Annotated in this window: 16 protein-coding genes; 10 read left to right on the plus strand and 6 right to left on the minus strand. The window is 62.5% G+C overall.

Features of this window, described 5'->3' with window-relative positions:
• The first annotated feature begins 223 nt into the window (after positions 1-223).
• The 9 genes from ACTJLB_RS05730 (at position 224) to ACTJLB_RS05770 (ending at position 14,504) form a co-directional block, all read left to right on the plus strand.
• Entirely contained in the window at positions 224-1,819 is a 1,596-nt protein-coding gene (locus ACTJLB_RS05730; protein WP_440782719.1) for a sugar ABC transporter ATP-binding protein, read from the plus strand.
• The gene (locus ACTJLB_RS05735) at positions 1,816-2,892 is read left to right on the plus strand and encodes an ABC transporter permease (protein WP_020070245.1); all 1,077 of its coding nucleotides are present in this window, start codon (positions 1,816-1,818) and stop codon (positions 2,890-2,892) included. The genes ACTJLB_RS05730 and ACTJLB_RS05735 overlap by 4 nt, the downstream gene beginning before the upstream one ends.
• Positions 2,893-3,042: 150 nt before the next feature.
• On the plus strand, positions 3,043-4,083 hold the full coding sequence (locus tag ACTJLB_RS05740) for a LacI family DNA-binding transcriptional regulator (RefSeq protein ID WP_020070246.1): 1,041 nt from the start codon (positions 3,043-3,045) through the stop codon (positions 4,081-4,083).
• A gap of 79 nt (positions 4,084-4,162) precedes the next feature.
• Positions 4,163-5,086: a ribokinase gene (gene rbsK / locus ACTJLB_RS05745; RefSeq protein ID WP_392393327.1), complete on the plus strand. Its 924-nt coding sequence runs from the start codon at positions 4,163-4,165 to the stop codon at positions 5,084-5,086.
• Between the two features lie 480 nt (positions 5,087-5,566).
• A complete protein-coding gene (locus ACTJLB_RS05750) occupies positions 5,567-7,381 on the plus strand; it encodes a methyl-accepting chemotaxis protein (protein ID WP_440782720.1) in 1,815 nt (604 codons plus the stop codon).
• Between the two features lie 442 nt (positions 7,382-7,823).
• A complete protein-coding gene (locus tag ACTJLB_RS05755; RefSeq protein ID WP_440782721.1) occupies positions 7,824-8,585 on the plus strand; it encodes a 2-keto-4-pentenoate hydratase in 762 nt (253 codons plus the stop codon).
• A gap of 889 nt (positions 8,586-9,474) precedes the next feature.
• Positions 9,475-11,397 carry a PrkA family serine protein kinase gene (locus ACTJLB_RS05760; protein ID WP_013339422.1) on the plus strand — a complete coding sequence of 641 codons (1,923 nt, stop codon included), beginning with the start codon at positions 9,475-9,477 and terminating at the stop codon, positions 11,395-11,397.
• 123 nt (positions 11,398-11,520) lie between these two features.
• On the plus strand, positions 11,521-12,792 hold the full coding sequence (locus tag ACTJLB_RS05765; RefSeq protein WP_020070250.1) for a YeaH/YhbH family protein: 1,272 nt from the start codon (positions 11,521-11,523) through the stop codon (positions 12,790-12,792).
• Positions 12,789-14,504: a SpoVR family protein gene (locus tag ACTJLB_RS05770; protein WP_020070251.1), complete on the plus strand. Its 1,716-nt coding sequence runs from the start codon at positions 12,789-12,791 to the stop codon at positions 14,502-14,504. The genes ACTJLB_RS05765 and ACTJLB_RS05770 overlap by 4 nt, the downstream gene beginning before the upstream one ends.
• 163 nt (positions 14,505-14,667) lie before the next feature.
• Here ACTJLB_RS05770 and ACTJLB_RS05775 read toward each other — a convergent pair whose 3' ends face one another.
• On the minus strand, positions 14,668-15,705 hold the full coding sequence (locus tag ACTJLB_RS05775) for a GSU2403 family nucleotidyltransferase fold protein (RefSeq protein ID WP_440782724.1): 1,038 nt from the start codon (positions 15,703-15,705) through the stop codon (positions 14,668-14,670).
• A gap of 269 nt (positions 15,706-15,974) precedes the next feature.
• On the opposite strand from ACTJLB_RS05775, the gene ACTJLB_RS05780 reads away from it, so the two are divergent.
• Positions 15,975-17,279, plus strand: a complete 1,305-nt coding sequence (locus ACTJLB_RS05780; protein ID WP_020070253.1) for an MFS family transporter — start codon at positions 15,975-15,977, stop codon at positions 17,277-17,279.
• A gap of 48 nt (positions 17,280-17,327) precedes the next feature.
• On the opposite strand, the gene ACTJLB_RS05785 is transcribed toward ACTJLB_RS05780, so the two are convergent.
• The 5 genes from ACTJLB_RS05785 to mdtD form a co-directional block, all read right to left on the minus strand.
• On the minus strand, positions 17,328-17,549 hold the full coding sequence (locus ACTJLB_RS05785; protein WP_020070254.1) for a hypothetical protein: 222 nt from the start codon (positions 17,547-17,549) through the stop codon (positions 17,328-17,330).
• A 144-nt stretch (positions 17,550-17,693) separates the two neighbouring features.
• Complete coding sequence (locus ACTJLB_RS05790) at positions 17,694-18,857, minus strand: glycosyltransferase family 2 protein (protein WP_440782725.1); 1,164 nt, start codon at positions 18,855-18,857, stop codon at positions 17,694-17,696.
• A gap of 212 nt (positions 18,858-19,069) precedes the next feature.
• Complete coding sequence (locus ACTJLB_RS05795; protein ID WP_020070256.1) at positions 19,070-19,249, minus strand: hypothetical protein; 180 nt, start codon at positions 19,247-19,249, stop codon at positions 19,070-19,072.
• Positions 19,250-19,304: 55 nt separating this feature from the next.
• A complete protein-coding gene (locus ACTJLB_RS05800; protein WP_440782727.1) occupies positions 19,305-20,225 on the minus strand; it encodes a LysR family transcriptional regulator in 921 nt (306 codons plus the stop codon).
• Between the two features lie 191 nt (positions 20,226-20,416).
• Positions 20,417-21,808 carry a multidrug transporter subunit MdtD gene (gene mdtD / locus ACTJLB_RS05805; protein ID WP_020070258.1) on the minus strand — a complete coding sequence of 464 codons (1,392 nt, stop codon included), beginning with the start codon at positions 21,806-21,808 and terminating at the stop codon, positions 20,417-20,419.
• Positions 21,809-22,024 lie beyond the last annotated feature (216 nt).

Consider the following 22,024-nt stretch of genomic DNA (forward strand, 5'->3'; position numbering starts at 1 on the left):
CCGCGCTTACTTTTCAATAGACGCTCAATAGCCGCTCAAGAAACCCGCCGGGCCGCCGTTAATTCAGAGGTAAGCGTCATGACGGCGGCTGCGCGGCGGAGGGAGCGCAGCCTTAGCGCCTGCGCATTCCGCGCACTGGGCCGGCATTGACCACACGGCGCCGGACGCGCCCTCGTCGAGCCAATCGTACGAGGCGCGCCTGACGCGGTGAAACAGGATCGCGATGGATTCAACCGACCACGACGCCTTGCCTGCCATTCTGTCCGTTAGCGGCATTGGCAAGACTTACGCCGAACCCGTGCTCGCCGACGTGTCATTGTCGTTGCGCGCCGGCGAGGTATTGGCGCTCACCGGCGAGAACGGCGCCGGCAAGAGCACGCTGTCCAAGATTATCGGCGGTCTTGTCGAACCGACCGCCGGCACCATGCGCCTCGCCGGCCAGCCTTACGCGCCGGCCAGCCGTACCGAAGCCGAAGCGCTCGGCGTGCGGATGGTGATGCAGGAGTTGAACCTGCTGCCGACGTTGTCGGTGGCGGAAAACCTGTTTTTGAACCGCTTGCCGCGCGCGGGCGCGTTCAGCTTCGGCTGGATTGACCGGCGCAAGCTGCGTGAAGACGCGCGGCACGCGATGGCGCAGGTCGGGCTCGACGCGATCCATCCGGATACGTTAGTGGGCGAACTCGGTATCGGCCATCAGCAGATGGTGGAGATCGCCCGCAATCTGATCGACGATTGCCGCGTGCTGATCCTCGACGAGCCAACGGCGATGCTGACCGCGCGCGAAGTCGATCTGCTGTTCGAGCAGATCGACAGGCTCAAGGCACGCGGCGTCGCGCTGGTCTATATCTCGCACCGGCTCGAAGAGCTGGCGCGAGTCGCCGAGCAGATCGCGGTGCTGCGCGACGGGCGCCTCGTGCACGTCGACGCGATGGCCAATCTGACGAGCGACGAAATCGTCACGTGGATGGTCGGCCGCGAACTGGGCGAGCAGATCGATCTCGGCGTGCGCAATATCGGCGCGCCGCTGCTGAAAGTGGATCGGCTCACGCGCGGCAAGGTCGTGCGCGACGTGTCGTTCGAAGTCCGCGCAGGCGAGATTTTCGGCGTCAGCGGTCTGATCGGCGCGGGCCGCACGGAGTTGATGCGGCTGATTTATGGCGCCGATCCGAAAGACAGCGGCACGGTGGCGCTGGCCGCCACGCCGGGTGCGCCGCCCACGCCGGTGCGGATCGATTCGCCGTCGGACGCGGTGCGCGCGGGGATCGCGCTCATCACCGAAGACCGCAAGGGCGAGGGCCTGCTGTTGCCGCAGCCGATTGCGGCCAACGTGTCGCTCGGCAACATCGGCAGCGTGGCGCGGCACGGCATCGTCGATGCAAAGCGCGAAAACGCGCTGGCGAAAAAGCAGATCGACGCAATGCGGATTCGCAGCTCCGGACCGGGGCAGATTGTCGGCGAGCTGTCGGGCGGCAACCAGCAGAAGGTCGTGATCGGCCGCTGGCTCGCGCGCGATTGCCGCGTGCTGTTATTCGACGAACCTACGCGCGGCATCGACGTCGGCGCGAAGTTCGATATTTATGGCTTGATGGGCGCGCTGGCTCGTGAAGGACGCGCGCTCGTCGTGGTGTCGAGCGACCTGCGTGAGCTGATGCTGATCTGCGACCGGATCGGCGTGATGTCCGCAGGAAGCCTGACGGGTGTGTTCGAACGCGATACATGGTCGCAGGACGCGTTGCTGGCGGCCGCTTTTGCCGGCTACCGCAGCCGCGAAGCGCTGTTGCACACACTCGATACCAATGAAGCAGGGAGTTTGTCATGACCGATCAATCGTTGCGCGAAACGTCGGGCGCAAAGCAGGGCGGAGCGGCTGCAAACGGCGACACCAATGCAAGCGGGAACGTGAACGCGGTCCCGGCCGATCCATCCGCGCCCCTCGCGAGCGGCAAGCCGGCCGGCACGCGGCTGGGATTTTCGAATTACCTCGGTCTTGCCGGCGCATTGCTCGGCATGATCGTGTTGTTCTCGCTGCTCAGTTCGCACTTTCTGACGTACGACACGTTCAGCACGATCGCCAATCAGATTCCGGATCTGGTCGTGATGTCGGTGGGCATGACCTTTGTGCTGATCATTGCGGGCATCGATCTGTCGGTCGGTTCCGTGCTCGCACTTGGCGCGTCGGTGGTGAGTGTGGCGGCGCTGAAGTGGGGCTGGGGCCCGTTGCCGTCGGCGCTGCTCGGCGTCGCCGCCGCGGCGCTGACCGGCACGATTACCGGCGCGGTCACGGTCGGCTGGCGGATTCCGTCGTTCATCGTGTCGCTCGGCGTGCTGGAAGCCGCGCGCGGCCTCGCCTATCAGATGACGAATTCGCGCACCGCGTACATCGGCGACGCGTTCGATTTCCTGTCGAACCCGATCGCGGTCGGCATCTCGCCGGCGTTCCTGATCGCGGTGGCGGTGATGGTGATCGCGCAACTCGTGCTGACGCGCACGGTGTTTGGCCGCTATCTGGTCGGCATCGGCACCAACGAAGAGGCCGTGCGGCTCGCGGGCGTCAATCCGCGGCCTTACAAGGTGATCGTGTTCGCCCTGATGGGCGCGCTCGCCGGCCTTGCGTCGCTATTCCAGATTTCGCGTCTGGAGGCGGCCGATCCGAACGCGGGTGTCGGCGTGGAACTCCAGGTGATCGCGGCGGTCGTGATTGGCGGAACCAGTCTGATGGGCGGGCGTGGTTCGGTTATCAGTACATTTTTTGGCGTGTTGATCATTTCGGTGCTGGCGGCCGGGCTCGCGCAGATCGGCGCGAACGAGCCGACCAAACGCATGATTACGGGCGCGGTGATCGTGGTGGCAGTGGTGCTGGATACATACCGCAGCCGCCGCAAGCGTGCCTGACACCGGAAGATTAGCGCGTGTCGGGCGGTTGCAGGGCTGTTTGCAGTAAAGCGTAAGAATTGACGAGTGTGACGTGCCTTCGATAAGGGTGTCTTGCAGGTCGGCAGTAAGCATGACCGGCGGGAAAAACAGGCGGGAGAGCAACAGGTTATGGCGACGATCAAGGATGTAGCGGCCGTGGCGGGCGTGTCCTTCACCACGGTGTCCCACGTGGTGAACAACTCGCGTCCCGTGTCGGCAGACGTGCGCGCGAAGGTCGAGCACGCCATTCGCCAGCTTCACTATGTGCCGTCGGCGGTGGCCCGTTCGCTGAAGGCGCGCGCTACCGCGACCATCGGACTCGTCGTGCCGAACAGTACGAACCCGTATTTTGCGGAGCTCGCGCGCGGCATCGAGGACGGTTGCGCCCGCAACGGCTACTGCGTGTTCTTCTGCAATTCCGACGACGACCCAGCGAAGCAGCGCAATTATCTGCGCGTGCTTCAGGAAAAGCGGATCGACGGACTGATCGTCGCGTCTGCCGGCGACGACGCGGTACTCGCACAGACTCTCGCCGACGCGCGCGAGCCGCTCGTGATCGTCGACCGCAATATTGAAGGCGTGAATGCCGATCTCGTGCAGATCGACCATGAAAAGGGTGCGTATCTGGCTACACGTCATCTGCTCGAACTTGGACATGTGCAGATCGGCTGCATCAGCGGGCCGGTCGAGACGGCGGTGAGCGCCATGCGGGTGCACGGCTTTATCCGCGCAATGACCGAGCGCGGCATCGAGATTCCGCCCAATGCGATCGTCGAAAGCGATTTTTCGGGCACCGGCGGGCATCGCGCGGCCGCGCAGCTGTTCGACACGCTCAAGCCGTCGGCTATTTTTGCGTGCAACGACATGATGGGCATCGGCGCGTTGCGCGCCGCGGCGGAGCGCAATATCAGCGTGCCGCGCGACTGTTCGATCATCGGTTTCGACGACATCGAACTCGGACGCTTCACGTATCCGGCGCTGTCGACAGTCGGGCAATCGGTGCGCGCGCTCGGCGACATGGCCGCTCAGACGCTGATCGAACGCATCGCGGGCAAGTCATCGGCGAGCGCGCGGCCAGCCGGTCGTCGACGTGTGGTCTCGCCGCGGCTCATCGTGCGTGAATCGACGTCGGCATGGGCTGGCGCGGGAAAACGCGATCTCGCGGCTTGAGCGCGGGTTGCCGGCTTGGACGTGTGTCGAGCCGCCATGTACTTCGGCAGGTTAGAAAGCTGGATTTCGGGAGAAGCGAGTGTCAAGTAACGAAACGCGTGCACGCGTGGCAGTAGTCGGCAGTCTGAACATGGATCTCGTCGCGCGCGCGCCGCGTTTGCCGCATCCCGGCGAAACGCTGGCCGGCCGCACGTTCGCGCAGGTCGCGGGCGGCAAGGGCGGCAACCAGGCGGTGGCCGCGGCCAGACTCGGCGCGCAGGTGTCGATGCTCGGCTGTGTCGGCGCGGACGCGAACGGCGCCCAGTTGCGTGCGGGGCTCGAAGCGGAAGGCATCGACTGCGCGGCGGTCGAGACCGGCCGCGAGGCGACGGGCGTCGCGCTGATCGTCGTCGACGATGCGAGTCAGAACGCGATTGTGATCGTAGCGGGCAGCAATGGCGAAGTGACGCCTGAAACTATTGCGCGTCATCAAGCGGTTCTGGCCGCCGCTGACGTGGTGATCTGCCAGCTCGAAACACCACTCGACACGGTGCAAGCGGCGCTGGCCACGGCGCGGCGGCTCGGCAAGACGGTCATTCTGAATCCGGCGCCGGCCACAGGTCCGCTTCCCGCCGAGTGGCTGCCGCTCATCGACTATCTGATACCGAACGAACTGGAAGCGGCGACGTTGACCGGCTTGCCCGTCGGCTCGCCCGAAGAAGCGGCCACTGCGGCTGCCGTGTTGCGCGCGGCCGGCGCGCGCAACGTGCTGGTGACGCTCGGCCCGCGCGGTGTGCAGGCGGCGCTGGAAGGCGCGGCGCCGGCCTTGTACGACGCGCCGAAGGTCAAAGCCGTCGATACGACGGCGGCTGGCGACACGTTCATCGGCGGTTTCGCCGCGCAACTCGCGCAGGGTGCGAGCGTGGATGCGGCGATCCGCTTCGCGCAGCGCGCGGCGGCGCTGTCGGTCACGCGGGCGGGCGCGCAGCCGTCGATTCCCACGTGGGCCGAGGTGGAAGGCTGAGTGTTGGGATGAGGGCGGCGCCGGGCTGCTGGTGTCGATCCTTGCATGCCATGCTGCGATGTTCGGCGCGTGCGGCGCTTGTTGAGTATGCCGTGCACCCGCGCTTGGCACGCTTTCACGCCGCCCCGGTTTCTTGCTCGCGCGGATCTGCTAATCCGCCGAGCGGCCGAACCAGCGAGGGCCAAAAGCCGATTGCCGAGCCCGTCGGCCGATTAAATAGTTAGCAGCTAGCCAGTCACCACTTCACCATTCCCCGCTTCAACGCTAAACCCCAGCCTCAGTCAACCCGGCTGCACGCACCACATCCCATCTCCTGCACGACGCCCCCGCGCGATCTTCCTTGCATTTCTTGCTAACTTCCGGCAACCGCCTTTCTTCATACTAGAAGCGCTTCAAGTATCCCGCTTACGTGCCGTAAACGAGGCTAATAGAGCAAGGCGTCTAAGCGCGCGCTCTCATCCGTCTACTACAGGAACAAGCATGTTGAACAAAGGAATTTCGATCAAGGCGCGGATCGGCCTGACGATGGCTTTTCTCGCGGCGCTGCTCGTCGGCATCGGCGCGTTCGGTCTATTCGGCATGGGCCGTTCTAACGACGCGTACAAGGATACCTTCATGAACTCGATGCCGAGCGCGGTCAACATCGGCAACGCCGAGTTGTTCGCGGCGCGCGAGCGTCTCGCGCTCGACCGCGCAGCGTTCATGATGGGTACGCCGGAAGTCACGGCGACGCTGGAGCGCGCGCGCGGCATGCGTGCCACGTCCGACATGTGGTGGAAAAAGTACATGGACCTGCCGCGTGAGCCGGAGGAAGAACGCCTCACGCAAGTCGTGGTCGGCAAGCGCGATGCACTGCATCAACAAGCCGAAGCGTTCTCAGCCATCGTTACGGCTGGCGATCAGAGCAAGTTGATCGACGGCGCGAAACGCATGCAGGCGGCCTACAACGAACTCGCGACTGCCGACGAGGCGCTCAGCAAATATCAGTTCGATCAGGCCCGGCAGGGTTTCGAGTCCGCGCAGTCGAGCTTCGAGATGTTCCGCATGGTCAGTCTCGGCGCGCTCGTCGCCGGTGTCCTCGCGGCGCTGCTGTCGTATGTGGCGCTCAGCCGGGCAATCGCCCGCCCGCTCGCCGAGGCGTTGGGTCATTTCGACGCGATCGCCGCGGGCGATCTGCGCCGTCAGGTCGTCATCACGTCGCGTGACGAAATGGGGCAGGTGCTCGAAGGTATCGGGAAGATGCAGCGCAGTCTCACCGAAACGGTGCGCGCGGTGCGTGGCGGAAGCGAGTCGATTGCTACCGCCACGCGCGAGATCGCGGCCGGCAACATTGACCTGTCGTCGCGCACGGAAGAACAGGCGTCCGCGTTGCAAGAAACGGCGTCAAGCATGGAACAATTGACCGGCACCGTGAAGCAGAACGCCGAGAACGCCCGCCAGGCAAGCTCGCTCGCGGCCAATGCATCGGAAATCGCCAACAAGGGCAGTGCGGTCGTCGGCCAGGTGGTCGGCACGATGGGCGAGATCAACCAGAGTTCCGCGAAGATCGCCGACATCATTTCGATCATCGAAGGAATCGCGTTCCAGACCAACATCCTCGCGCTGAATGCGGCCGTGGAAGCCGCCCGTGCCGGCGAAGACGGGCGCGGTTTCGCGGTCGTCGCAGGGGAAGTGCGCAGCCTTGCGCAACGCTCGTCGGCGGCAGCCAAGGAAATCAAGGAGCTGATCGATACGTCGGTGGACCGCGTGCAGTCGGGCTCGGCGCTCGTCGACGAAGCGGGTCGCACGATGACCGAGATCATCGGCGCGGTGCAGCGCGTGACCGACATCATGGGCGAAATCGCCGCGGCCTCTGAAGAGCAGAGCAGCGGTATCGACCAGGTGGCGCGCGCCGTCACCCAGATGGACGAAGTGACGCAGCAAAACGCCGCTCTCGTCGAAGAAGCGGCCGCAGCGGCGTCTTCTCTGGAAGACCAGGCCGGCAAGCTGCGCGGCGCGGTCGCCGTGTTCCAACTGCAAGACGGTGGCGCGCAGATGCCGGGCGGCTCGCTGCCCCGGCATCTGCCGACGCCGGCACGGGTTGCCCCGGCTGTGCCGCGGTCGGCGCCTCGTGCAGCCCCGCGAGCAAGCGCAGCGGCGCCGGTTCAGCATGTAAGCGCTGCTCCCGCGCCTTCGACAGCAGCCGCGCCGGCACCCGCGCCTGCAGCACCAAAAGCCGCTCCCGCGCCGCGTGCGCCTGCCAAGGCTGCGGCCGTCGCGAGCGCAGGCAGCGATCAGGACTGGGAAACGTTCTGACCTGACGTCCAAGGTAGTGGCCCGTACGCCGCTCGGGCCGCGGGAACGTGCGCTGCAATGATCGTTCCCGACGCGTCGGCTGCAAAAGCCTTGGCGGCTGAGCCGCCTGCAAAAAAAGACCGCGCTTGCTTATGTAAGCGCGGTTTTTTTATGGCGTGTGCATTAAGTCGCGTTTGTCGAGCGGCCGACGCCCTGGCGGGCTTCACGATCCGGTACATTGACGGGCGCGGCTACGGTAATTCGTGACCGGATCGCGGCTGTCGGCTGTCGGCGACGCTGCGGCTGCTGTCCGGCCCCGAGGGGCGCTGCCGCGCAAACCGCCACGCGGCGAAGTGTCGCCCAGCAACGTCTCGTCGCCGCTTTACTACTCTTGATCGCCGCGAACCATCGCTAACCACCGCGCTGCAGTAGCCGTTAAATGCGCCAGCCACAAAGGACCGACATGACGCCACACGACCTCGCGCACCGCCTCGTCGAAGCACGGCGGCAGCATCGCCCGATCGACGGGCTCGTGCCCGAACAGATGCCGCCGGACGCCGCCACCGCTTACGCGGTCCAGCAGGCGGTCATCGAGGGTCTCGGCGACTCCACTGGTGCGTGGAAGATCGGCGCGAAGGTGCCCGGCGGAGCCGCCTCTGGCGCGCCGATCCCCGCTTCGCTGGTACTGCCTTCGCCCGCGCGAGTCGCTCACGCGGGCTTCTTTCGCGTGCTGCTCGAGCTCGAGATCGCGTTCCGCTTCTCCGAGGCGATCGAGCCCCGCGGCCGTGCCTACGCGCGCGACGAGGTCCTCGCGCTGGTCGGCGAAGTGCTGCCGGCCATCGAGATCGTCGATAGCCGTTTTGCGGAATGGCCCAACATCGCGCCTCTTGCCCAACTCGCCGATGCCCAGAATAACGGAGCGTTGATCACCGGCCACCCGGTGCCGTACGCGGGACTCGCGCGCGGCTTCGATTTTGTTTCGCCAGAACTGGAACTGAGCTTCGACGGCAATTCGCTCGTGCCGGACGCGACCGGTAATCCCGCGGGCGACCCGCGCGAACTGCTAGTGTGGTTCGTCAACCATTGCGCCGCCATGGGCATCACGATCGAGCCGGAGTGGACGTTGACCACGGGCTCTTATGTCGGTGCGCACAATGTGGGCAAACCCGGCGTTGTGCGCGGCCATATCGACGGACTCGGAGAGGTCGAGATCGAACTGACCTGAAGCCGTGACACTGTGTGATGTGACACGGTGCCCGTTTCTATCCGATGTCGTTCTTGTAACGGCGCATTACAAACACCACGTTTAACGGCTGCCATGGGCGGCCGTTTTACATTTGATGCGTCTTCGCTTACTGCTTAGCCGTATACCCTATTGAACCGTTTGAATGCCGCGCCGTTATCCAGTTAACGGAGAGCGAAGGGACAGCGAAGAGAGAGCGAACAGCGAGCGAACTGCGCGGCCGCGAGCGGTAAGAAACATACATGCGCGATACCGGTGGCGCACATTCTGCAAGAGTGTGAGTGAGTGGGAGCGATGCAGGCAACCATGTCGTCGACGCGGTTATGTCAAAGCGGCGAAGCAGGGAAAGCGTGGCTCGATAACGAAGCACGGAGAGCGGCACAACGATTTCTGAGTGGATGTGAATCGCGATGGAACAAAAGCTCGCGTACATGGACGAACAGCATGGAAGTACGCCGGCGAGCCGCACATGCAACGGCGGTCGACAGACATGTAACAGATGCGAAGACATGTAGACCAAACGCATGTCCATGCGTTAGGAAGGAAAGTGCGATAGCAAAAAGAGCGGGGACGTAGCGCGAATTTTGCAAGGCGCTGGCTTCGAGGTACGCGGTGTGCGGGTGCAGCCATCGCGTGAACGCAAGTGTTGGAGTGGCTTGGTGAGCGAGCTGTTCGATCGTTCGACGCGCAAGATTGTAGGTCGTCGAAACAAGCTTTCCAAGTGATGAATGTTGGGAGGCGAATGCGGCGCGATTTTCGCAACGTAGTTCGTGAAAAAAAATTTAAAAGGGTTTAGGATGAATTCGAGCGATGTCGTTTCCGAATAGCGCGCCGCGCACGACATCGGTCTAGACTTCGGCGAGGAGGTAGCATGGATATCTACAGCAGTTTCGCGACCCGCTTCGAGAAAACACGAGAGGACGAACTCTCGCTCGAGGAGTATCTCGCGCTCTGCAAAGACAATCCCGCCGCGTACGCCACGGCTGGCGAACGCATGTTGACGGCAATCGGAGAACCCGAACAGATCGATACTCGCAACGATCCGCGTCTGTCGCGTATCTTCGCGAACAAGGTCATCAAGGTATACCCCGCATTCCGTGAGTTCTACGGAATGGAAGAGGTGATCGAGCAGGTGGTCGCCTACTTCCGGCACTCGGCCCAGGGGCTCGAAGAGAAGAAGCAGATTCTGTATCTGTTAGGCCCGGTCGGCGGCGGTAAATCGTCGATCGCGGAACGCCTGAAGCAGCTCATGGAGCGCGTGCCGTTCTACGCGATCAAGGGCTCGCCCGTGAACGAATCGCCACTCGGTTTGTTCGACTACGACGAGGACGGTCCGATCCTCGAAGAGCAATACGGCATACCACGCCGCTACCTGAAAAGCATTCTGAGCCCGTGGGCGGTCAAGCGCCTGCACGAGTACAACGGCGACATCCGTAAATTCCGCGTGGTGCGGCGCTATCCGTCCATTCTGCGGCAAATCGGTATCGCCAAAACGGAGCCTGGCGACGAGAACAATCAGGACATCTCGTCGCTCGTCGGTAAGGTGGACATCCGCAAGCTCGAACAGTATGCGCAAGACGATGCTGACGCATACAGCTACTCGGGCGGCTTGTGTCTCGCGAATCAGGGCCTGCTCGAATTCGTCGAAATGTTCAAGGCGCCGATCAAGGTCTTGCACCCGCTGCTCACCGCAACCCAGGAAGGCAACTTCAAGGGCACGGAAGGCTTCGGCGCGATTCCTTTCGACGGCGTGATTCTCGCGCACTCGAACGAGTCGGAGTGGAAGGCGTTCCGCAACAATCGCAACAACGAAGCATTGCTCGACCGGATCTTCGTCGTGAAGGTGCCGTACTGCCTGCGCTACTCGGAAGAGATCAAGATCTACGAGAAGCTGTTGCGCAATTCGTCGCTCGCCAATGCGGTATGCGCTCCCGGCACGTTGAAAATGATGGCGCAGATGTCGGTGCTCACGCGCTTGCAGGAGCCTGAAAATTCGAGCCTCTTCTCGAAGATGCAGGTCTACGACGGCGAGAATCTGAAGGACACCGATCCGAAGGCGAAGTCGTACCAGGAGTACCGCGACTTCGCAGGCGTGGATGAAGGGATGACCGGCGTGTCGACCCGCTTCGCGTTCAAGATTCTGTCGCGCGTGTTCAACTTCGATTCGACCGAAGTCGCGGCGAATCCGGTGCACCTCATGTACGTGCTCGAACAACAGATCGAGCGCGAGCAGTTCCCACCGGAAACCGAGCAGAAGTATCTGTCGTTCATTAAAGACGTGCTTGCCTCGCGCTACGCGGAATTCATCGGTAAGGAGATTCAGACCGCTTATCTGGAGTCGTACTCCGAGTATGGGCAGAACATTTTCGATCGCTATGTGACGTATGCCGACTTCTGGATTCAGGATCAGGAGTTCCGCGATCACGACACGGGCGAGAGCTTCGACCGCGCGGCATTGAACGCCGAACTGGAGAAGATCGAGAAGCCCGCCGGCATCAGCAACCCGAAGGATTTCCGCAACGAGATCGTGAACTTCGTGTTGCGCGCGAGAGCTGCGAATGCAGGGAAGAATCCTGCATGGATCAGCTACGAGAAGCTGCGCGTGGTGATCGAAAAGAAAATGTTCTCGAACACGGAGGAGTTGCTGCCTGTCATCTCGTTCAACGCCAAAGGCTCGGCGGAAGAACAACGCAAGCACGAAGACTTCGTCAACCGGATGGTGGCGAAGGGCTATACGCCGAAGCAGGTGCGCTTGCTCTGTGACTGGTATCTGCGCGTGCGCAAGTCGTCATGATCCGCATTGCGTGCCGCCCGCGCGGTCCGACCGCGCGGGCACCCTGCGAGGCGCAAGCTGCATGGACATAGCACTGGACCATGCAGCGTACGTCTCGCGACGAGTCGACAAGGGAGACGAGGCGTGCTTCATCAAATCATCGACCGCAGGTTAGCAGGCAAGAACAAAAGCATTGCAAATCGCGAGCGTTTTTTGCGTCGCGTTAAGAACTATATTCGTCGCGCCGTTTCGGAAGCGGTGCGCGACCGCAGCATCAAAGACATACAGAACACGCAGAGCATTACGATTCCGCGCAAGGACATCGCAGAGCCGTCGTTCCGTCACGGGCCGGGCGGCCGGCGCGAAATGGTGCATCCGGGCAACTCCGACTACATCCGCGGCGACAAGATTCAGCGTCCGCAAGGCGGTGGCGGCGGAGGCGGTGGCGGCCAGGCCAGTAACGAAGGCGAAGGGCAGGATGACTTCGTGTTCGAACTGAGCCGCGAAGAGTTCATGCAGTATTTCTTCGACGACCTCGAATTGCCGCGGCTCGTCAAAACTCACCTGATGGCCGTGCCCACGTGGAAGAGCATTCGCGCCGGCTGGGCTGCCGAAGGCACGCCGAACAATATCGACGTGGTCCGTTCGCTGCGCAGCGCGCTGGGCCGCCGCATCGCACTCGGCGCGCCGCTCGTCAATCAGTTGCACGAGATGGAGCGGCAACTCGAGGTGATGAAAGCCGACCCCGACGACCGTCGCGAAGACATCAAACTGCTCGAAGAGGAAATCCACCACTTGCGCGGGCGCATCTGGCGCATTCCGTTTATCGATCCGTTCGATTTGCGCTACGTGAACCGCGTGAAGCAGCCGACGCCGTCCAGCCAGGCCGTGATGTTCTGTCTGATGGATGTGTCGGGTTCGATGGATGAGCAGCGCAAGGATCTGGCGAAGCGCTTTTTCATCCTGCTGTACCTGTTCCTCAAGCGCAACTACGAAAAGATCGAGGTGGTGTTCATCCGCCACCACACGCGCGCGGAAGAGGTCGACGAAGACACTTTCTTCCATTCGACGGAAAGCGGCGGCACGGTCGTGTCGAGCGCGCTCGAACTGATGCAGAAGGTCATGGACGAGCGCTATTCGCCGACTGAATGGAACATTTACGGCGCGCAGGCGTCGGACGGCGACAACTGGACCGACGACTCGCCGAAGTGCCGCAAGATACTCTCGGATGACATCCTGGAGAAGGTGCGCTATTTTGCGTATATTCAGGTGACGCCCGAAGAGCAGAATCTGTGGCTCGAGTATGCGCAACTGGCGTTGAGCCAGCCGCATATGGCGATGAAGAAAGTCGAAACCGCGGCTGACATCTATCCGGTGTTTCGCGAGTTGTTCGAGAAGCAGGTGGCGTCGTCATGACGGACAAGCACTTGCACAACGAAGCGCGCGGCTATCAGCCGGAGCGTGGGAAAGGCGTGCCGCAGCGTCAGTCGGGGCATGCCGAGGCAGCGGCGGACGCGGTCCGACCCGTCGCAGCCGGAGCAGTCGACAACGCTGAAGCACGGGGACACACCGGAACGCCCACTGAGGGGCAAAGGGAAGTCCGTATGAACGTAGCCGATAGACGGCCTCTGCCGTGCCCGTCCGACTGGACCTTCGAGTTGATCGAAGAGTACGACTCGCATATTGCCCGTGTTGCAGAGCAATATGAGCTCGACGTGTATCCGATCCAGCTGGAACTCATCAGCGCTGAACAGATGATGGACGCTTATGCGTCCGTCGGCATGCCGGTGAATTACCGGCACTGGTCGTTCGGCAAGCACTTTCTCTCTACCGAAAAAAGCTACCGTCGCGGGCAGATGGGGCTCGCGTACGAGATCGTCATCAATTCGAACCCCTGCATCGCGTATCTGATGGAAGAGAACACGATGACGATGCAGGCGCTCGTCATCGCGCATGCGGCGTATGGGCATAATTCGTTCTTCAAGGGCAACTATCTGTTCCGGCTGTGGACGGATGCGCATGCCATCATCGATTACCTCGTCTACGCGAAGAACTACATTGCCGAGTGCGAAGAGCGCTTCGGGCTCGACCGTGTCGAAGAACTGCTCGATTCGTGTCATGCGCTAATGAACTACGGCGTCGATCGCTATAAGCGTCCGCAGAAGCTGTCGCTCGAAAAGGAGTTCGCCGCGCGCCGCGAGCGCGAGGCGTACCTGCAGTCGCAGGTCAACGAACTGTGGCGTACGCTGCCCACGCGCCATACGCCGTTGCCCGAGGAAATCGAGGAGCGTTATCCGCCGGAGCCGCAGGAAAATCTGCTGTATTTCGCGGAGAAAAACGCGCCGTTGCTGGAGCCGTGGGAGCGCGAGGTGATCCGCATCGTGCGGAAGGTCGGACAGTACTTTTACCCGCAGCGGCAGACGCAGGTCATGAACGAAGGCTGGGCCACGTTCTGGCACTACACGCTGCTCAACACGATGTACAACCAGGGCAAGCTGGAAGACGGCTTCATGATGGAGTTTCTCCATTCGCACAGCAATGTGGTTTATCAGCCGCCCGTCACGAAGCCTTACTACAGCGGTATCAATCCGTACGCGCTAGGTTTTTCGATGATGAGCGATATTCGCCGCATCTGCGAAAACCCTACCGACGAAGACCGCAAGTGGTTCCCGGAACTGGCCGGCAGTCCGTGGCTTCCCGCCATGCACTACGCAATGCGCAATTTCAAGGACGAGAGTTTTGTCGCGCAGTATCTGTCGCCGCATCTGATCCGGGAAATGCGTCTGTTCTCGGTGCTCGACGACGACATGCGCGACGCGCTCGAAGTCTCCGCGATTCACGACGACAGCGGCTATCAATATGTGCGCCAGGCGTTGTCGCGGCAGTACGACATGCATCATCGCGAGCCGAATATCCAGGTGTGGTCGGTGAATACGCGTGGCGACCGCAGTCTGACGCTGCGGCATTTCATGAGTGACAACCGGCATCTTTCGTCCGATAGCGACGAAGTGCTCAAGCACATGGCGCGTTTGTGGCAGTTCGACGTGTATCTCGAAAGCGTCGATGAAAACGGCACGGTCAGGAAGCGTTACGAGTGCCGCTACGTGCCGCCGGCTGTGAGGGCGTAAAGGGGCGGTTAGGGGCGCTTAGGGGCGCTTATGGGTCTCTTGGGCGCGCCCGCCGCTATTGTGGCCGGCGCGCCTGTCTCTTTGTGGAGTCCGAAGTCGAGCCTGGCTTTCCCCACGGGTGAGTCGTGACGGTCGGCGCGCGAATCTGGTTACGGGTTATGGCTTACCCTTGGGCGCCCAAATCAGCCAGAAAATCCCGCGCTCGCTCCGACAAGCCCGGGGCGAGGTTCAACGCCTGAGTGGCCGCCGCTGCGACCCGAGCGCGCGCGTTCTCCTCCAGTTCGTCGGCGGCTGTCGTCAGCCAGTCTGGAAACTTCTCCGCGAGCGCGTCGATCAATACCGCGGCTTGCCGCCGGTCCTTGTCTGCCTTGACCGCACGCGACGGGTCGCGAAGCGTGCTGACGATAAGCTTGTGAAGCGCAAATCTGGCGGGGTCGGGCAGCATCACCGGCACCACGTGTTCCTTGCCGAGGATAAAGCCGCGCGTAGGGTTCGATACCAGATACCTGAAGTAGGGAAGCCCTGTCGCGTGGGCGCGCAAGTGCGGCAAGGCCTTCGTCTCGTAAGCCTCGGTACCCGGCACGAGTAAGTCCACCTTGAGGGGTTGTCCCCGCGCCTTGAACGACGTGGACGGCTTTCGCGAGTCCAGTTCCGGCACCTCGAGAAACGGAATACCGCTATCACGAAGGATGTCGAGAAAGCTGCGCTCTTCGGGGATAGCCACCGAAATGCTGCCGGTGCTGCCAATGTCGATGTCTTCCGTCCTGTAATTCCCAGGCAGCCGGACTCCCAGGCTGTTCAGAAGCGCGCCAAAGGCGTGGGAGCCGACCAGCACTCCGCCGTGGCTGAAAATTCCCGCATTGAAGAGCGTTGCCAGCGTGAGCGCCGAAGAGTTGTCCGCGGCGGCAAAGTTGGCCTTGCGCAGTATCTGGACCTCGGCGGCAAGCACGCGCATCTCCGCGCTCTCGAGCAGTTTCGCCTCGAGCGCAGCCTCGGTAGCAGGCTCGCCGGCGCGGCCCAGCGACGTTTCCTTATGCTTTCCCGATGCCAGATAGACGCGCCAGTAGGTGTACGTTTTCCCGTCGACGGTCTTCTGGGCGGCCGATCCCGGAGAGTGCAGGGGAATGTGGCCTTGTGCGCTGGCGCGCTCGGTGACGGACGAATACAGCGTTTGCAGTGCGTCGTTGTGGAAGCTGGCCATGGCTGGCGTCTCCTTATACCCTGTGATTACACATTAAGGTATAAATAGACCGGCGTCAAATTTATACCTCATGATCCAACCACGAGGGATAAATCGCAAAACTGACTTAAAGCCGCGGGACCGGTCGGCCAGCGGCGCGCGCCGTAGCGCTTGCCAACAATCCCCCAACTTCCACTTGCGATTCTGTAAAATTCGCGCACGCTGAAAACTGCGTGCTGAAGGCGGCGCCATGACCGCCGCCTCCGTTCAAGAGACAAGGAAGACACAACATGACCGACCTCACAGACCACAGCGTGGCCTCCGCCCACGACACACGGCGCCGCATCTTCGCGATTGTCGGCGCGTCATCGGGCAATCTCGTCGAATGGTTCGACTTCTACGTCTATTCGTTCTGCGCGCTTTATTTCGCCCCCGCATTCTTTCCGAGCGGCAACACTACGACACAATTGCTCAACACGGCCGGCGTGTTCGCGGCGGGCTTTCTGATGCGCCCGATCGGCGGCTGGTTTTTCGGCCGTCTCGCCGACAAACATGGCCGCCGCATGGCAATGATGGTGTCGGTGTTCATGATGTGCGGCGGCTCGCTCGTGATCGCCGTGTTGCCCACGTACGCGCAGATCGGTGCGCTCGCGCCTGCGCTGCTGCTAGTGGCGCGCCTGTTCCAGGGACTGTCGGTGGGCGGCGAATACGGCACGAGTGCGACCTATATGAGTGAAGTCGCACTCAAGGGACGGCGCGGCTTCTTCGCGTCGTTCCAGTACGTGACGCTGATCGGCGGCCAGTTGTGCGCGCTGCTCGTGCTGGTCGTGCTGCAACAAACGCTCTCCACCGCGGAGCTCAAGGCATGGGGTTGGCGAGTGCCGTTCGTGATCGGTGCGGTGGCCGCGTTGATTGCGTTGTATCTGCGTAAATCGCTCGATGAAACCACCACCGCCGCGACGCGTCAGCGCAAGGAAGCGGGCACGCTGCGCGGCCTGTGGAAGCACCGCGTCGCGTTTATGACGGTGCTCGGTTTCACCGCGGGCGGCTCGCTGATTTTCTATACGTTCACCACGTACATGCAGAAGTATCTGGTGAACACGGCGGGCATGAGCGCCAAGACGGCAAGCAATGTGATGACCGCGGCGCTCTTCGTCTACATGGTGCTCCAGCCGGCCTTCGGCGCGTTGTCGGACCGCATTGGCCGCCGCAATTCGATGCTGTGCTTCGGCCTGTTCGCGACCATCGGCACGGTGCCGCTTCTGCACGCGCTCAAAGACGTGACGAGCCCCTATGCGGCGTTCGCGCTCGTCGTGCTGGCGCTCGCGATCGTGAGCTTCTATACGTCGATCAGCGGCCTGATCAAGGCGGAGATGTTCCCGCCGGAAGTGCGCGCGCTCGGCGTCGGTCTCTCGTATGCGGTGGCCAATGCTATTTTCGGCGGCTCGGCCGAATACGTGGCGCTGTGGCTCAAGTCGGTCGGTAGCGAGTCGATGTTCTACTGGTATGTCACGCTGCTGTGCGCCATCGCCGGGCTCGTCGCGTTGCGCATGCGCGATCCGTCGAAAGAAGGCTATCTGCGGCACGAACCGTAAGTCTCCCGACCCACGCGCGCGCTTTCCACAAGCGCGCCGCGCACCTGCTCAGGACACCACGATTTCGGTGCCGAGCACGTGCAGCAGATCGCGCAGCGCTTCGGCCTGCGCCATTTTCGCGTCGCTGCGCAAATGGATCCGCACGGCTCGCCCGGCAATTCCGTCAACGGGTTGGGCGAGCCATAACTCCACCGCAAGCCCTAAACCCTCCGGCTGATTGACGGCAACCGGCTCGATCACGCGCGGCTTGAAACAGGCACTGTCGGACATGGCGAATCACCTCGAAGCTGATGACGTGTCCGGCTCATCGTAATCAGCGGCGTGCGCGAGTCCAAGCAACAAATACGTGTTTGCTAAGCAGAGGATGCTTAGCAGAAAAAACGCTGACCGCGCATGCCGGCGAGCCACGGACGATCAGCCGGGCTCGGTCGTATCGGCGGCCAATTCCGCGACGAAATCGCTCACTACCGCGCCGGTTTCGCCGCTCAAGGCCGCCGACGCGACAGGAGCGACCGGACTGACAAGAGCGACCGAACCCACAGGCGCGACAGGCGCAGCAGAGGCGGCGATCGCCACGGCCCGATCGCGCGCGCTCATTGCGGCTCGCGACAGCATCAACAAATGGTAGTAAAGCCGCGCGCTCAAGCCATAGTGGTACGCAAACAGATGAGCAAGCGCGATCTTGAAGCCGAGCCGCGCCTGACGGTTCCTCGCATGTACCGACACCACGATGGGAGCGAGCCGCCGCAGCGCGAGCTTGCGTGAAGGCTCCAGTTGCGGCGGCAGCTTCAGCATCTTGACGAACGCGTAAGCACTGAGCGTGGCCGCCGACGCCGTGCCGCGCGTGCTCTGCGAAATGGACGTCGCGGTTTTGCGATACACCGACACGTAATCGTGCAGATAAAACACCTCGCGCGCCGCGAGGCAAAGTTCGGTGCCGAATACGAAATCGCAGCACACGCCGTACTGTTCCTTGTAGCCGATGCGTTTCACGAGCCGCGCGTCGGCCATCCAGCCGTTGTTCGGGAACATCTGAATGAGACCGGTCCTGCCGGGCAGCGGTTGCAACCCTTCGGCCTCCTTTGTACGGCGGAACGCCGCATTGAGCCGTACGCTCGCCTCGACGTCGATCGCGCCGGAATGATCAGCCTCATACTGCGCGCCGAACGCGGCATCGAGCCGTGGATGCAGGTGCCAGAGCGACACCAGTTTCTCGACGCCGTCGGTGGCAAGCAGGTCGTCGTCGTGAATCAGCATAATCCTGTCGCCGCGCGCGCGCTGGAAGAGGCTCGCGACATTGCGCGCCTGCCCGAGCGGCGGCTCGTTCCTCGTATAGCGGATGCGCCGCTCGTTCCTGTAACGCGACGCGATGAGTTGTTCGATGCGCGCATCGGTCGAGTCGTCGCCGATCACGATTTCGACATTGCCGTAGGTCTGCGCAAGACACGAGTCGATGCACTCGACGACCAGCTCCGGCCGGTTGCACGTCGGCAGGCAGATCGACACTCTGGCGGACTGGATGGCGGACTGGATGGCGGACTGGATGGCGGACTGGAAAGAGGGCGAGGGAATGAACATGGGCGTCGCCTTTGTTATCTGTTGAAGGGGCGGCAGCCGGTCTGCCTGGTCGCATACGTCGCTGCAAGCAGAAAAATAGTTCATCACGCCGAAAAAATATTCGGTAAAAAAACGGAAAAAATGTCTGGCGTATGAAAGGCGGTGGAAGGGAAAAATTTATGCAGCTTTGCCGCGCAAATGCAGCAAAGCCGCTTGTAGACCCACGCTTAATTTCAACCCACTGACGGTTCGCCTTCGCCCGGCTTCTGGCCGGGGCGATCGGCTGGCGACTGATCGCGTCCTTCGTCGCCGCGCTCCGGCAGCTTGCTTTTCTCGTTGTCGCTATGCACTGCCGGCTGCGGATGGGCGATGTCGTCTGGCTTATCGCCGGTTTGCTGCTTGGTGTCGGCCATGGCTTTCTCCTTGTGAAGACTCATCATGTGGAGCAAAGCCCGGGCCTGCGCGCGTTCAGTCGGTCTGTCCGGCGCCCGTCAGCGAAATAATGAAGTCAAGGAATGCCCGCACCTTGGCCGGCGGATGGTGTCGTGACGGGTACAGCGCATACAGCGGATAAACCTCGTCGCCCCACTCGGGAAAGAGTTCGACGAGCTTTCCGCTCGTCACAAGCGACTCGGCGCCGAGCGAGAGAATCTGCGCGACCCCCTGGCCTGCGGTGCATACGCTGTGCAGCGTGCCGACGTCGTTCACCGTCAGCCGGCCTTGAGGCGTGACGACCATTTTCCTGCGGCCGCGATGAAACTCCCACGTGAACGGATAACCGGTGAGCGGATCGCGAAATTTGATGCACGCATGCGCGCCGCTCTCGAGTTCCGCGGGGTTGGCCGGATGTCCGTGTTTCTTCAGATACGAAGGCGCGGCGACTGTGAGAATGCGCGTGTCGAGCACCTTGCGCGCGATCAGCGACGACACCGGCGGCTCGCCGAAGCGGATCGCGACGTCGAAACCGTCGCCGACCATATCGCCCAACTGGTCGCGCGTGATCAGTTCGAGTTGCAGATCGGGGTGTCTGTCGACGAAACCGCCCAGTCTGGGTCCGAGCACCAGCCGCGAAAAGAACGGGTCCATGTTGACGCGCAGGCGGCCGCGCACTGCTGTCGCGCCTTGCGCGGCCGAGGCTGCCGCTTCTTCGAGACCGCTTAGCAGCGGCACGATCTGTTCGTAGAAGCGCCGGCCCTCGTCGGTGAGCGTAACCGAGCGGGTGGTGCGGTCGAACAGCCGGATACCCAGGCGCGCCTCGAGCCGCGCGACGGAGCGGCTCACACCCGACTGCGACATGTCGAGCGCCACGCCTGCCGCCGCGAAACTCCCGCAGTCGACGATCGCTGTCAGCACGCCCATGCCGTTCAGCATGCGCTCGTCAAATGGCATCTGTAAGTCCTTTCTTATTCGTGAACGGCGTCCATGCTAACGCGAAACGCCGTGCCGGAACCCGAGCGAGAACAGAGCGGAATCGGCTTATGCGTATCGCATCAACAGCCTACAACCAGGCAACAACCAGGCAACAACCAGGCAACAACCAGGCAACCAGGCAACACGACGAGCGCGCAGCGACGCTTCCTTCAACGCCCGACGCCCTGGCTGGCCGGCGCACGCACGCGGGGCGCGGTGTCGAGGTGACGGAACACCCATGCCGACATCAGCGTGATCGCGCCGACGCACACGAAGCTCAGCCGGAAGCCGAGCGCGGCCGAGCCCCATTGCGCGGAAAAGAGTTTCACGAGGCCGCCGCCAATGGATACGCCGAGGCCGATTGCCAGCATCTGCACCATTGAAAACAGGCTGTTGCCGCTGCCGGCGTCTTCATGCGAGAGGTCCTTGAGCGTGACGCTGTTCATCGCGGCGAACTGCATCGAGTTGGCCGCACCGAACACCGCCAGAATCACTATCTCGACGAAAAGCGGCGTGCCGCGCGTGATCAATGCGAAGGCAACAATGGACGAACCCACGACCAGCGTATTGACCAGCAGAAACAGGTCGTAGCCAAAGCGTCGCACGAGCGACGCGATCCAGCGTTTCACGATCGTGCCCGCGAGGGCCGCGGGCAGCATCATCAGACCGGAATGCAGCGGCGTATAGCCTAGTTCCAGTTGCAACAGTAGTGGCACGAGGAACGGCACGGCGCTCGAGCCGATGCGGCATACGAGATTGCCGATCAGACCCACGCTGAAGTTCGGCTCGCCGAAGAGCGCGAGCTTGAAGAGCGGGTTGCGCCGCCGTCTTGCGTGCGGGATGTAAGCGAGCGCGCTCACTGCCGCCAGCGCGAACAATGCCGCCGACCACGCAGCCTGGTGGGTCGGCGCGGGGGCGTCGACGGCCAGCGAAAAGGCGATCATGCATAGCGACAGCAACCCGCAGCCGATGAAATCGAACGGCGGCGCCTGCCTCTCACCGTGCGATGGAAGAAAGCGCTGCACCGCGTAGAGACCCGCGGCGCCGATCGGCACGTTGATCAGAAAAATCCAGTGCCATGTGATTGCCTCGACGAGCCAGCCGCCGAGCGTCGGCCCGGCGATCGGGCCCAGTTGTCCCGCGACCGAAATGAACGCGAGCGCGGAGACGTATTGTTCGCCGGAGACGCTGCGCAGCACGGCAAGGCGTCCGATAGGCAGCAGCATCGAGCCGCCCACGCCTTGCAGCACGCGCGCGATCACGAGTTGGCCGAGCGTATGCGCGCTCGCGCAACAGACCGAGCCGATCACGAAGATCAGGATTGCGGCGAAATAGACGCGCCGCGTGCCAAAGCGGTCGGCGAGCCAGCCGGATGCGGGCGTGAGCATCGCCATGGTCAACGTGTAGGCGACCACGATCGGCTGCATCGCAAGCGGCGCGACGTGCAGGCTGCGCGCGATCGACGGCAGCGCCGTATTGACGATCGTGGTGTCGAGCGACTGCATGAAGAAGCCGGCGGCGACGATCCACAGTAGCGCGGTATGCGACGAATCCCTGGTCATGTGATGGCGAATGGTCGGCGCACGGCGCCCTTGTTTGAGGTTTTGTCAGCAAACGCTTCAATGATATGGGCATCGCGACGGCGCGGGAAGTCCGGCGAGTTTTCCTGACGGCGGCGGGGCGCGTGAGCCGGGCAGTGTCGCGCCCACGCCACCCGTGTCGATTTTGTTTTTTGACGTGAGCCCGCATCGTTATAATTTTCCATATACGGTACATTG

The organism is Paraburkholderia sp. 22098 (assembly GCF_052045935.1).
In the GTDB taxonomy this organism is placed as follows: Bacteria; Pseudomonadota; Gammaproteobacteria; order Burkholderiales; family Burkholderiaceae; genus Paraburkholderia; species Paraburkholderia caledonica.